This is a genomic window from Atopobium sp. ICM42b (assembly GCA_000564995.1).
Lineage (GTDB): Bacteria > Actinomycetota > Coriobacteriia > Coriobacteriales > Atopobiaceae > Lancefieldella.
In genome coordinates, this window is the sequence record JDFH01000030.1 from 1 (window position 1) to 12,103 (window position 12,103).

Annotated in this window: 10 protein-coding genes and 3 tRNA genes; 4 read left to right on the forward strand and 9 right to left on the reverse strand. The window is 49.2% G+C overall.

What is annotated here, in order from left to right:
- Positions 1–402 precede the first annotated feature (402 nt).
- Entirely contained in the window at positions 403–1,212 is an 810-nt protein-coding gene (locus HMPREF1493_RS06575; protein ID WP_035428837.1) for a class I SAM-dependent methyltransferase, read from the reverse strand.
- Between the two features lie 68 nt (positions 1,213–1,280).
- Here HMPREF1493_RS06575 and HMPREF1493_RS06580 point away from each other — a divergent pair, with 68 nt between their 5' ends.
- Positions 1,281–3,134, forward strand: a complete 1,854-nt coding sequence (locus HMPREF1493_RS06580) for an elongator complex protein 3 (protein WP_035428839.1) — start codon at positions 1,281–1,283, stop codon at positions 3,132–3,134.
- Positions 3,135–3,261: 127 nt separating this feature from the next.
- Here the strand turns inward: HMPREF1493_RS06580 and HMPREF1493_RS06585 are convergent, their stop codons facing one another.
- The 3 genes from HMPREF1493_RS06585 to HMPREF1493_RS06595 form a co-directional block, all read right to left on the reverse strand.
- On the reverse strand, positions 3,262–4,905 hold the full coding sequence (locus HMPREF1493_RS06585) for an FAD-dependent oxidoreductase (RefSeq protein WP_035428841.1): 1,644 nt from the start codon (positions 4,903–4,905) through the stop codon (positions 3,262–3,264).
- Between the two features lie 16 nt (positions 4,906–4,921).
- Entirely contained in the window at positions 4,922–5,485 is a 564-nt protein-coding gene (ahpC, locus tag HMPREF1493_RS06590; protein ID WP_035428843.1) for an alkyl hydroperoxide reductase subunit C, read from the reverse strand.
- A 146-nt stretch (positions 5,486–5,631) separates the two neighbouring features.
- Positions 5,632–5,707 (reverse strand) — tRNA-Val (locus HMPREF1493_RS06595).
- Between the two features lie 271 nt (positions 5,708–5,978).
- On the opposite strand from HMPREF1493_RS06595, the gene HMPREF1493_RS06600 reads away from it, so the two are divergent.
- Positions 5,979–6,527, forward strand: coding sequence for a DUF6609 family protein (locus tag HMPREF1493_RS06600; protein WP_035428846.1), 549 nt, complete (start codon positions 5,979–5,981; stop codon positions 6,525–6,527).
- A 7-nt stretch (positions 6,528–6,534) separates the two neighbouring features.
- Here the strand turns inward: HMPREF1493_RS06600 and HMPREF1493_RS06605 are convergent, their stop codons facing one another.
- The 5 genes from HMPREF1493_RS06605 to HMPREF1493_RS06625 form a co-directional block, all read right to left on the reverse strand.
- Entirely contained in the window at positions 6,535–6,738 is a 204-nt protein-coding gene (locus HMPREF1493_RS06605) for a hypothetical protein (protein ID WP_156095541.1), read from the reverse strand.
- Between the two features lie 97 nt (positions 6,739–6,835).
- On the reverse strand, positions 6,836–8,134 hold the full coding sequence (locus tag HMPREF1493_RS06610; RefSeq protein ID WP_035428848.1) for a lysylphosphatidylglycerol synthase transmembrane domain-containing protein: 1,299 nt from the start codon (positions 8,132–8,134) through the stop codon (positions 6,836–6,838).
- Between the two features lie 107 nt (positions 8,135–8,241).
- Positions 8,242–9,327 carry a tRNA 2-thiouridine(34) synthase MnmA gene (gene mnmA, locus HMPREF1493_RS06615; RefSeq protein ID WP_035428849.1) on the reverse strand — a complete coding sequence of 362 codons (1,086 nt, stop codon included), beginning with the start codon at positions 9,325–9,327 and terminating at the stop codon, positions 8,242–8,244.
- A complete protein-coding gene (locus HMPREF1493_RS06620) occupies positions 9,315–10,514 on the reverse strand; it encodes a cysteine desulfurase family protein (RefSeq protein WP_232215535.1) in 1,200 nt (399 codons plus the stop codon). The genes mnmA and HMPREF1493_RS06620 overlap by 13 nt, the downstream gene beginning before the upstream one ends.
- 118 nt (positions 10,515–10,632) lie before the next feature.
- On the reverse strand, positions 10,633–11,505 hold the full coding sequence (locus HMPREF1493_RS06625; RefSeq protein WP_035428850.1) for a putative ABC transporter permease: 873 nt from the start codon (positions 11,503–11,505) through the stop codon (positions 10,633–10,635).
- A gap of 202 nt (positions 11,506–11,707) precedes the next feature.
- Here HMPREF1493_RS06625 and HMPREF1493_RS06630 point away from each other — a divergent pair.
- Together HMPREF1493_RS06630 and HMPREF1493_RS06635 are read left to right on the forward strand one after the other, a co-directional pair.
- Positions 11,708–11,783: transfer RNA gene (locus HMPREF1493_RS06630), tRNA-Gly, on the forward strand.
- 38 nt (positions 11,784–11,821) lie between these two features.
- A tRNA-Cys gene (locus HMPREF1493_RS06635) sits at positions 11,822–11,895 on the forward strand.
- Positions 11,896–12,103 lie beyond the last annotated feature (208 nt).

Below are 12,103 nucleotides of genomic sequence, written 5' to 3' on the forward strand. Positions count from 1 at the left end.
GTAGGTTCTGCCGAAGAATCGACATGTTCCTAATCAAGATAGCTAGGCAGCTAGGCGGTCGTACTACCTGATATGCATCCCTATGCATAAACTTTATCTAATATGCTTAAACATGAATAGACTTATATAAGAAATTTAACTATCGATAAATTTAGTATCTACGGAACACACCTAAGTCAGATATTCTGCTCAATTGCGGGCATTTTACACACCTAATGACGATAATCTGCATGTTTGTGGTAATTTCTGCGTCATGTATACGTCTTTTTGACAGATTATCCGACTTAGGTGTGTTTTGAACTGACTCCTATTTCTCGAGTTCAAGAAATGGGAGGCGGTTCAATTTCTGTGCGGGGGATTATCTTGTACGAGGTCATTTTTAGCAAGATATTGTCTGGACAGTTATACACGTTGCAAAATCACATAGCGATTAAGATTGTTATCTTTGCCATCTGCGCTAAATTGCGCACAAACTTGCACGTCAGAGCCAAGACTTCCAAGAAGCTCATCAAGCTCCTCTTGCGAGAAGTGATGACAATAGCGCCAGGTATCCGCCTTATCTTGCCAACCAATCAGATAGTCATGCTCCTCAAGTTCTGAGGCATCTATGCCCAGCGCACGCAGCCCTTGAGCAGTGGTTTCTTGGGCCTTGGCAGCAAGTTTTTGGCTGTTCATAAACTGCCAGAAAGAAACGCACACATAGCCGCCAGGTTTGGCTTTCTCTAACAACGTACGCAGAAGCTGAAGTCTCTTCTCTACACCTGGTACGTGATGCAAAAAACCAAATGCAACCACTAAATCACAAGGCGGAATGATCAGCCGCGAAGAAAGCGTGCCGTCAAGCAGGCTCTTTATCACATCTAATTCAATAAATGCCAGCTCAGAGACATGAGTGTCTGCCTCACCACTCTCTACCAGTGGCTTGCAATTGTCTACAGCAAAATACTTTGCAGGGACAATCCCCGCCTCATCGCGTAAAAAGCGAGCAAAGCGCAGGTTGCCGCAGCCCACATCGAGTACAGAGGGTTTCTCGCCAACTAAAAGCTGAGGCATGACGTCTAGACACTTAAGCCACCCCTGCCAAGGCATCTGTCGTGTGGCCGAGAAACTCTGCGCCTGCTGAGCATAAAACTCAGAAGTTACGTGACTCAGCCGTTCAGCGGTAGATGCGCTGATAGATTGAGTGTGCGTTATGTGAGAAGAAGTTTCCATACAGAGATTTTACGTCACCGTCTTACTCCTAAAGGCCAGAAGCTCACCTTATTGCCTATACTGTTTGTATGGATGAACTCATTTTGGACATATTGAAGCAGCTCAGAGATGGCTCACAAGGCGCTCTTGATACACATCAACTTGAGATGCTCATTAACTCGCACAACAGCGGAATTGACTCTAGCGCCCACAGTACAGAGCGCGAGAAACTCATTCCTAAACGAGCAATTCTCCCCTATTTTTTGCAGGTCAAGCAGAACAATGATGAGCTGTGGCAATCGTGGAATGTAACGCCTGAGCTGGAAGAAAGATTTATCCGCTCCGTGCGTATGAAGCCTCGTCGCACCGCTTCTGGCGTGGCTACCATTACCGTGATTACCAGGCCGCATACCTGCTCAAGTAATTGCATTTATTGCCCGTGTGATCTGCGTATGCCTAAGAGCTATCTTGCTAACGAGCCTGCCTGTCAGCGCGCTGAACTCACGTTTTTTGATCCATACGTACAGGTTGCAGCTCGTCTTCAAGCGCTCCATCAGATGGGCCACTCAACCGACAAAGTGGAGCTTATTGTGCTCGGTGGCACCTGGAGCGATTATCCAGAGAGTTATCAGTACTGGTTTATCAAAGAGCTCTTCCGTGCGCTTAATGAGTGGCCAAACTCTCCTAGCCACATCCAGGAGCGCCTGAATTGGTACACCTCGTTTGGCTTGCAGAACTCTGAAGAGGCACTTTCTTCTTTTGTTGCTGAACAGCAGGCAGCGGTCTTTGATGATACTGCCACGTATAACCAGGCTTTTCATAAGCTCTACGACACCAGCCAGCCTCACCAAAACGCGTGGTCTCAGATGCAAAGTACCTATGATGAGCTGGTGGAGCAACAACACGTTAATGAAACAGCTGCTGCCCGTGTGGTTGGCCTTGTAATAGAAACCAGACCTGACACTATTACGCCGGATAACCTTCGCATGTTTAGGCAGCTTGGGTGTACCAAAATTCAAATTGGCATTCAGAGCACACGTCAAGAAATTCTTGACGCAAACCAGCGTCAGATGAACGTTGCCCAGATTAAACGAGCGTTCTCGCTGATTCGCTTGTACGGATTTAAAATCCACTCTCACCTGATGGTCAATCTTTTAGGCGCAACCCCTGAAGCAGATAAACGGGACTTTAAAACATTTGTCACAGATCCAGGATTTCTCCCTGATGAGATTAAACTCTACCCCTGTGCTCTGGTATCTGGAACGCAATTGGTCCAGAAATACCGTGAGGGTGCATGGCAGCCATACGCCAAAGATGAACTGGTAGACGTGCTTGTTCAAGACGTGCTTGCAACGCCTCCATACGTGCGTATTTCTCGCATGATTAGAGACATTAGTGCCACCGATATTCTGGTGGGAAACAAACACACCAATCTGCGCCAGATGGTTGAGCAAGAGCTTGCTGCTAAAGATGTTGCAAGCCGCGTGCAGGAGATTCGCTTTAGAGAGATTAACCAGCAGCAGGTACGAGCCTCGGAACTTACCCTTCAAGACTTTACCTACACTACCGCAGTCAGTGACGAGCACTTCCTGCAGTGGGTAACTGCTGACAATAAAATCGCAGGTTTCTGTAGGCTTTCACTTCCCCACTGGGACAAACTGACCGCTGGCGCATGTGATGTTACCGCCAATGAGCTGCTGGTACAGCCAGGTCAGGCCATGATCAGAGAACTCCACGTGTACGGACAGGCGCTTTCGCTGGGCTCAGAAGGAATGTCTGCTCAGCACCAAGGCTTGGGTCAAAAACTTCTTGCCAAAGCCTCCTCTATTGCAGCAGATGTGGGTTATACCAGTCTTAACGTCATCAGCTCAATTGGAACGCGAGCCTACTATCGCGCTCAAGGCTTTACTGATGCAGGCTTCTACCAGCAAAAAGCCCTGTAGAAAGGTAGCTTTGTACTTCCAAACTAGCTATACGTGTTCACTTTAAAAGTCACAAAAAATGCCGAGAAGACCGTTGATCTTCTCGGCATATTCATGAGCGCCACCCTCTCCTGGACGCAAATGGATCTTAAGGAATCAGTGACAAAATCTGAGAGAGATTCTTCTTGCCGAAGTCAACCTTCTGGCCGTCGTTGATAACCAAGCAAGGAACGCTCATGACATCGTAGGTGTCTTTGAGTTCCTTGAAGTGATTGATGTCATAGACATCGCAGGTGACCTGAGGGTTGTCTGCAGCAATACGCTGAGCAGCTACAACAACGTCTGGGCACATGGTGCAAGAAAGTCCTACCAAGACCTGCAGATGTGTCTTTGACTCAATAGCGGCAATGGATGCCTTATCCTCGTCACTAATAGGCTGACCAGGACCTGCGGCGTTGTAGAGGCCAAGAACAAACGAAGTGAACTCATGACCGCCAGGAACACCATGGAACGCAAGACCTGTTGGCGTACCATCCTGTGCGCACACACGAACAACAGGAAGGTTCTTCTCGCCCGTGCCTGAAACCGTCTGAACGCTCAGTTTGTCGGTCATGGAAGAAAGTTCTTCCATGTAAGCTACAAGCTCCTCAGAAACAGGTCTTTGATCAAGCTCAAGCTGAAGCACAAGCGGACGCGCCATGCGCTCAAAGACAGCGTTGAGCTGTGCCTTCATATCATCGGTGAAGATCTCTCCGGAGTCAGAGGCACTCTTAGCCGCTGGAGCCTCAGGAGCCTCTTTCTTAGACGAGATGCGCGTGACGTTCATCTGTGGAACAAGGCCAGTTTTCTCCTGAGCGCGCTTAATATAGCGCTCCATCTCAGTAGCGGTGGTTGCCGCCTGACCGATAGCCGTTGCAACCTGACGCAATGGCTTCTGACACACATCACCTGCACCAAAAAGACCCTCACGGGTTGTTTCTTGATGCTCGTTGGTGATCAGATAGCCGTAATCATCAGTCTGTGCCAGCTCTTTTACCAGGTCGGTCTCTGGCGCGTAACCCGCGAAGACAAAGACACCAATAGAATCGCCATCTTCTGGAGCAAACGTGGTCATCTCGCCCGTCTTGAGGTTCTTGTACGTAATAGACCTAAGTGCGGAATCTCCGGCAACGGATTCAACCTGAGTGTTGTAGAGAACCGTAATGTTTGGATTTGTGCGAGCAGCCTCGGACGACGCAGGGGCGCAGGTAAATGCTTCCTCGCGCACAAGAACCGTGACGTGCTTTGCGTACTTAGTTAGAAATACGCTTTCTTCTGCGGCTGCAAAGCCTCCACCAATAACAAAGACTTCCTTGCCGGTAAAGAACTCGCCGTCGCAGGTGGCGCAGTAAGCAACTCCGTGGCCCTGATAGTCCTCTTCTCCCACAAAGCCGATATGACGTGGGTGTGCTCCTGAGGCGAGAAGAACGGAGAGGCAGGGACGCTCACCTTTGGTGGTGTGAACTACCTTGACATCTCCGGACATGTCCAGGTCAGTAACTTCTGCCAGCAAAAACTCTGCGCCAAAGGCCTCAGCCTGCTTACGCATGGTTTCTGAGAGTTCAGAGCCACTAGTAGAGAAAACTCCCGGGTAATTAACGACCTCATTAGTAATAGTGATCTGTCCGCCAAAATGGTCCTTCTCGACAACTAGAACACGGTAGCGAGCGCGGGCCAGATAGAGGGCGGCGGTGAGCCCAGCTGGCCCACCGCCGATAATCACCGCGTCGTAGAGGTCTTTGACGTCGGTCATTGTAAGCTCCTAAATCTTAGAGCTGACCAACAAGGTCAAGGCTTGGCTTCAGGGTCTCAGCACCTGGCTGCCACTTAGCTGGGCAGACCTGATCGCCGTGCTCTGCAACAAACTGTGCAGCCTGGAGAAGGCGGAGAAGTTCCTCAGCGTTACGGCCAATGCCACCAGCGGTGACAAGCTCAACCTGGATGACACCCTCAGGGTCAACGATGAAAGCACCGCGCTCAGCAAGGCCAGCATCCTCAATAAGGACCTCAAAGTTCCTTGCAAGAACGTGAGCTGGGTCAGCGAGCATTGGGTAGGTTACCTTAGAGATACGCTCGGACTCCTCGTGCCATGCCTTGTGGACAAACTCAGTGTCGCAAGAGACAGAGTAGACCTCTGCGCCAGCAGCCTGGAATTTGTCATAGTTGTTAGCAAGATCCTCAAGCTCAGTTGGGCAGACAAAGGTAAAGTCAGCTGGATAGAAGAAGAACAGGCTCCACTTACCCAGTGTGGACTCTTTGCTTACCTCGGTGATGTTACCGTTCTGGAATGCGTTTACCTTAAAATCACCAATTTGCTTACCAATAAGAGACATAGTCAGTTCCTTTCTGTAAGTAAAACAATTTGTAAAACGTGCTAGTTAGAAGTTTACTCTCTTTAACTCTTTTGTCAATAACAATAATGATTACTACTTATATTCACAAAAAGAAACAGGCCAGATTACTCTGACCTGTGAACAGTTGGTGGGCGTTATAAGATTTGAACTTATGACCTCTTCCGTGTCAGGGAAGCGCTCGTCCCCCTGAGCTAAACGCCCGAATATGTTTGCTGCTGGGGATGCAGCAAGGGATATATTACGAGAAACCCGCCCCTCTTGCAACCGTCAAACTCAACTTTTTTAGAAATTTGCAAAAGAGCGTCTCATCAATGCATTGATGACTATTTAAATACCGCGGGCTATCAAATGAATGACCGCCTTTTAAACCCGTACGTCTTCTGCACCTCAATTATTAAAAAATAGGCAAATGGATTGTAAAAGCATACGGTCAGAAGTATTATGGCAAGTCGTTCGATTGAGGGAGAAACTTATGAACTTTCTGGAATATAACAAAGACGAGAAGCTGTGCTTTAATTATAAGAAATCATGCGGTCTCTGGTTAATTGTTGTAGCTCTCATCATTTTTGCAGCTACCGTAATAGGTGGAAAACAGATTATCAATATGTCCGTATTTAGCTTTGGATATGTTGCAGCCTTCTTATCCATAAATACAAATAAGAAAGTTCTCAATAAGTTTTCCGATGGTCCTTCAAGTAAGTTCCAGAACAAAATGTCTCTATACGCGGTGATTTTCTTATTCATTTTGATGTTTTTATTAGGTGGACCATTTTTTGCAACTGAAAACTGGAGACTTATTTGGTTGGGTGCGTTAATGGCCACGGCACTGCATTTTTTCCTCTATTACTTTGTGCACGGAAAATCGATGATTTATCTGGCTATACTCTGTGCCATCAATGTTGCTATAGGTTATATTTTTCCAGACATCCCACTAACAATAACTGCCTATATTGATGCAGCAATTAAACTTGGATTTGGAATATACCTGTTCTTTTTCTCAAAGCCAACACAACAAAAATAGCCTTCATCTAGAGTCCGTGCGCGTCAAACGTGTCCTTAACCAAAGCCACAAGCATTGGTATAAACACAGCTACGCCTGCTAAGAGCATTGGATTGTCACGTATTTCCGGAATGTCCTGTAAGAAATTCTGCAGATCATAGACAAGACCAACGGCAACGGCAATAAGAATAGGTGCCAGAATAATCAAAATAGGATTTGGTGGTTTACGCATAAGGATGCTTTCTTTTACAAGTACTGCACACGCAGCGGTCCAATAGAGCAAAGATACGTATCAAGCCACATTCTGGCTTTTCTTCCTTACTTCTTCCCTACTTCTTACGCTTAACCTTAATTTGAATGCCAGAGGTCTCTGGACGAGACGATGTAGAAGCAACAGCGCCTTTCTCGCCATTTACAAAAGCCGAGAAACGCTGACGGAAACGGTTCCACTTGTGGTAGATAGGCTCGTGATCATGAGATCTAAGGCCCAAAAGCATGCTTGCGGCCATAGTTGGAAGCAGATACTCAATAGCGCGCCAAAGCACAAAGCCTGCGGCAATTTCCTCGCCAAACATATGGCCAAACAGGAAGGCAAAGCCACCCTCTGCACCACCAGTACCACCAGGAAGTGGAATGGCCGAGGTCAAGAGCTCAAGCATTGATCCAGATGCAAGGCAGGTCAGAAGGTCTGCAGGCTGGCCAAGTGCTCGCAAAACAAAGTATGGCAGTGCATAGAGGCAGCCAAGTTGAAGCAGTGTTACAAGCAGAACAACGCACATCTCTGGGATGTTCTTTGCGGCAGTCTTAAAGCCGTTTGAGAACTCATCTACCTGCGTGTTAATGATGCCATGCCAGTGGTCGTACTGCTTTACGATACGAAGACGTGAAAGCAGCCTTAAGCCCCAGTTGCCCACGGTCTTAACCATTTTAGGAAGCAGGCAAATGGCCAGGATAACTGCAACCATCACTATCTTTGCGCCAAACAAAATAACGCCAATAACGGTTACATCGCCAAATTGCTCGTAGAAATAATTGGCCCTAAAGATAAGCATCAGAGCTGCAAAGATGCCCTCGCCCGCCTCGTACATAACAAAGCGGGTGAACTGCAGAGCTCCTGCCTGACCCACGGAAATTCCCGCACGAGTAAGGCGATAAATTTGAGCAGGAGCAGCACCTGCACCGTTTGGCGTAAGGTTCATGAAGAAGATACCCGACGCCTCAACGCTCATCAGGTCACGAACACCAACAGGACTCTCGGGATCTGTAATGACTGAAATTACATAGGCGAGAATACCCAGGAAATAGTAGACAAAGTAGCAAAGAGCGCCAGCAATAAGCCAACCTGTATCTACGTCTGCTAGAGCAACAACAAACTCATCAAATTGACCAGAAAAAACGATATAGAGTGCGTACAGTATTACAACAGCAAAGAGGAAGAGAATGCTCTTTCTAACTTGACCAAAGCTCTCTTTTGCCTCTTCAACCTGCTCAGATGAAGAAGTTGGAGCAACACTAATCTTAGGCTTTTTGGTTGAAACACCCTTAACGGTTGTAGATCCAATCTTCACCGTTACCTTCGGTGTAGATGAGGGGTGCTCGGTTTCAGACGCGCCATCTGGGCGATCCATGGGCACCTCCTTGGACTCTGGATCACAATACGTGTACAGAAACAACACTCTTTGCAGGTAAACGATGCAACCTCAGAGGGTTTCTCGCCACCTACCTGCTTTTTATTTTACATGAACCGTTCAAGTATACTCTTGTCGGCCTCAATAATGCCACCGCCACAAACTTCCTGGCCATCGTACAAAACCGCCGATTGACCTGCTGCAACAGTTTTTACCGGCTGGTCAAATTCAATAAATCCACATTGATTGTCTGTGAGCGTAAACGTTACGGGAACCAGCGCGCCTGTGTGACGAGTTCTGACCACATACCTACCGTTAGCTGCAGGTTCTCCGGAAATCCAGTGCATGTCCGAGAGCTCCATGCGACGAGTCCAGAGCGCAGGACAGTTGAGGTCAGAGGTTACATACACCACATTCTTAAGCGTGTCGGTTGCTACTACATAGCGAGCAGGGCCTCCACCGATGTTCAGACCCTTTCTTTGGCCAACGGTAAAGAGGAACGCTCCGTCATGGGTGCCAAGAACCTTGCCTGTCTCCCACTCAATGACGTCGCCCTGCTTTTTCTGAAAAGTGTCCAGCAAAAACGTGCGCAAGCCAACGGGGCCAATAAAACAAATGCCGTCAGAGTCTGGCTTTGTTTCTATGCCCAGACCTCGCTCCGCACATAAAGCGCGTACCTCTGCCTTGGTGGCAATGTGTCCAATAGGAAAAAGCGTGCGTTCAAACAAATGACCTGGTACACGCCATAGGAAATAAGTCTGATCCTTGTGAGCATCTGCGGCACGCAAAAGTTTTTTGGTGCCCGGGACGTTCTGTGCATAGTGACCTGTAGCAACAAAATCAGCGCCCTCTGCAAAAGCACGCTCTGCAAAGGTGCCAAACTTGACCGTCTGGTTGCACATAACGTCTGGATTAGGCGTACGGCCGTGCTCATAGGCATCAAGCAGGTAATCCACAACGGTAGCCTTATACTCGGCCTCACAGTCCCACACGTCCAAATCAATGCCCAGCGTTACGCACACGCGTTCAGCATCAGCCAGGTCATCTGCCCAAGGGCACTTAAAGCCTGGCAAGTCCTTTGACCAGTTGCGCATATAGATAGCCTTGACGTTGTAGCCCGCCTCAAGAAGCAAGGCCGCGGACAGCGCCGAATCAACGCCGCCACTCATGCCAAGGTAAACTAGTTCTCCCATGTCACTCCTACACGAGCGGACTCCTGCTTAACAGCCTCAGCGATTGCCCAAGCTGCGTACAAGATGTCGTCTTCTGTGGTAGTTCTTCCAAGTGTTAACCTGAGGCTTCCTGCGGCCACTTCTCGCGGGGCGCCAATTGCCTCAAGCACGTGAGATATTTGCATTTTTGATGCGGCACATGCAGAGCCTGTTCCTACCGACACACCCAGGCGCTCCAGCAGAATGACCAGACGGCGAGCCTCAAGTCCCGGGAAAGAAACGTGTAGCAGGTTAGGAAGCCTCAGCTTGGCGTTCTTTGGCCCCGAGACAATCATCTGCGGAAACTCTGTGCAAAGCAGCTCCTGTAGCTGATCTCTGAGGCGAGAAACCCGTTTTGCCTCGTCAGTGCGAGTCTCATCAGCAAGCGCTAAAGCACACGCAAAGCCAATGACGCCCGCGACGTTCTCCGTACCCGAGCGGACACCGCCTTCTTGTCCGCCGCCGAGCACCAGCGGCCTTAAGCGCACATCATCGGAGGCCCACAAGAGACCTACCTGCTTTGGACCGGAAAGCTTTGCTGCAGAAAGCGTCAACATGTCCACGCCCAAAGACGACACGTTCACGCTCAGGTATGCAGCAGCTTGAGAGGCGTCTACGTGCAAATGCAGCGGACGAGTCTCCCCTGCCGCAAGCCTGCGCGAGCGCTCCTTGGCAAGTACCTGCGAAATCTCTCGGATAGGCTGAATGGTGCCAATCTCCCCGTTTGCAAGCTCAATGGAAACTAGCTCAGTCTCTGGCTTGAGCGCTTTTGCAACCCGCTCTGGGTCCACACGACCGTCTGCTTCTACACGAAGTGTCTTGTGCGAGAAAATCCCTGCACACGCAAGGACGCTCTCATGCTCAATAGCATCAACGATAACGTGCGCGTCTTCAGAGACCGTTGCAAACGCCAGGTTGTTGGCCTCTGTAGCACCTGCTGTGAGCACCACGTTTCCTGGACGAGCACCAATGACATGCGCCAAGACAGCGCGAGCACGTTCCACCTCGTCACGAACCTGGCGAGACAGAGCATACGGTGCTGAAGGGTTGTAGAACTTCTCCGTGAAGTATGGAATCATTGCATCAACTACACGTGGATCCATAGGTGTAGCTGCGGCAAAGTCCAGGTACACGTTGCCTGTTGGATGTTCTGGTTTTGCAGAAGGCATGTGCATTACAAATCCTTTGGGTTTCTCGCGGTCTTGCGGGCTTACGTGCGTGCGGCGTTGCGTGCTTGCGACGATCGGCGACTTGCTGTCGGGCGGGCCGGTGGACGGTGCTCGACGGCTACGACTTGTCTGCCGAGTCTGGCGGTGTAAAGGTCATGTTCTGGAAACGAGTAGATACAAAGCTGTCGTCGTAGTGATTATCTACCCACATCTCAAACGCGTTTGTCGGAGAAATACCAGCGTCTCGCTGAGCTTTTCTCGCCAGACACGCCACCGTCATAGTGATGTCGGCAACAAGATACACCGTAAGCAGGGTAACAAAAATTGCTTGCCTTTTTGATGTTGGCTCACCTATCTTGTAGAGCGCGCGAGGCATAATAACCCGACACCAAATCAGACCCAAAATGCCCCAAAATCCTAAGAATCGCCAGGCCACCCACTGTGTGATGGCGTCTGGAAGATGAGCGTACGTCCACGATTCCGAGTGAAAAATCTCTTGCATTCCCCAGCCGGTAAGCTGCTCCAGCGTGCCACCAACAACAACCGAAACCAGGAAAATGACCAAGTTATTGGCATGGTGTTTATGCAACTGATAACAAATAACAGTCAGAAACACGGCGCCGGTTCCGTAAAGCGGAGAGAATGGTCCCCAGATGAGGCCAACCCTGCTCTCGGTCAGGCCAGCAGTAATGAGCATCCAGATTTCTTCGATAAGAAGTCCCGCCATGCAGCCCACTATGAAGAGGATGACCACCTGATACCAGCCAAGATGCATCGTGTCTAAATACGCTGAGAGCTCCGCTTGCGTTGGTTTTGGCTTGGAGAACGGAGCAGTCTGGGGTGCGGGCGATACGTCATCGCCTGCAAGCCCATCGATCTTCTCGCCAGACGAAAGCCAGCCCCAAAAATAGCGCACCACGCGAACAAAACCGCTTGCGACAAGATACGCAAGCGTCAAAAGAGCTATGAGCGACGCAAGAATAAAGAACATACAACCTCATTCAAAAAGTTCTTGTTCTATGATACGGCAAGCAGTCACACTTAGCAATCTACCTGCTCTTATTTACAAGTTTTGCAAGAAAAATCCACCTCTTAGGCAAGTCAGGATTCGTGACTTTTCTAAAAAAGTTTGACGATTTTGAAATTTACACTTGCACTCAGCCGTGAACTTGCGTATATTATTCCTCGCGTTCGCGGGCTTAGCGCAGTTGGTAGCGCGCAACCTTGCCAAGGTTGAGGTCGCGGGTTCGAACCCCGTAGCCCGCTCCATGATTTTTCGGCCGGATTCGTTTCGGCCTTTTTCATATGGCGAGATGGCCAAGTGGTAAGGCAGAGGCCTGCAAAGCCTTTATCCCCGGTTCGAATCCGGGTCTCGCCTCCAGTGAATTGACAACCCCAGCTTCGGCTGGGGTTTCTTTTTTGGGTAGCGCGACCGTGTTTGCTGGAGTTCTGGATTGCGTGCCTGAAAAGTGCAAACGTTTTAGTCAGACGAGCCTGAAAAGTGCAAAGAATCTGTATTTGCGGCACCGATTCTTTGACAAAATCAGGCAAATCCACAGATTCTTTTACTTATTTAGGCAGAAGTTACA

Excerpts from the sequence above, each read along its gene's own strand:
- HMPREF1493_RS06585 (WP_035428841.1), bottom strand. The coding sequence starts at position 4,905 with ATGACCGACGTCAAAGACCTCTACGACGCGGTGATTATCGGCGGTGGG.
- HMPREF1493_RS06620 (WP_232215535.1), bottom strand. The coding sequence starts at position 10,514 with ATGCCTTCTGCAAAACCAGAACATCCAACAGGCAACGTGTACCTGGAC.
- HMPREF1493_RS06610 (WP_035428848.1), bottom strand. The coding sequence starts at position 8,134 with ATGGATCGCCCAGATGGCGCGTCTGAAACCGAGCACCCCTCATCTACA.
- HMPREF1493_RS06575 (WP_035428837.1), bottom strand. The coding sequence starts at position 1,212 with ATGGAAACTTCTTCTCACATAACGCACACTCAATCTATCAGCGCATCT.
- HMPREF1493_RS06625 (WP_035428850.1), bottom strand. The coding sequence starts at position 11,505 with ATGTTCTTTATTCTTGCGTCGCTCATAGCTCTTTTGACGCTTGCGTAT.
- HMPREF1493_RS06580 (WP_035428839.1), top strand. The coding sequence starts at position 1,281 with ATGGATGAACTCATTTTGGACATATTGAAGCAGCTCAGAGATGGCTCA.
- ahpC (WP_035428843.1), bottom strand. The coding sequence starts at position 5,485 with ATGTCTCTTATTGGTAAGCAAATTGGTGATTTTAAGGTAAACGCATTC.
- HMPREF1493_RS06600 (WP_035428846.1), top strand. The coding sequence starts at position 5,979 with ATGAACTTTCTGGAATATAACAAAGACGAGAAGCTGTGCTTTAATTAT.
- HMPREF1493_RS06605 (WP_156095541.1), bottom strand. The coding sequence starts at position 6,738 with ATGCGTAAACCACCAAATCCTATTTTGATTATTCTGGCACCTATTCTT.
- mnmA (WP_035428849.1), bottom strand. The coding sequence starts at position 9,327 with ATGGGAGAACTAGTTTACCTTGGCATGAGTGGCGGCGTTGATTCGGCG.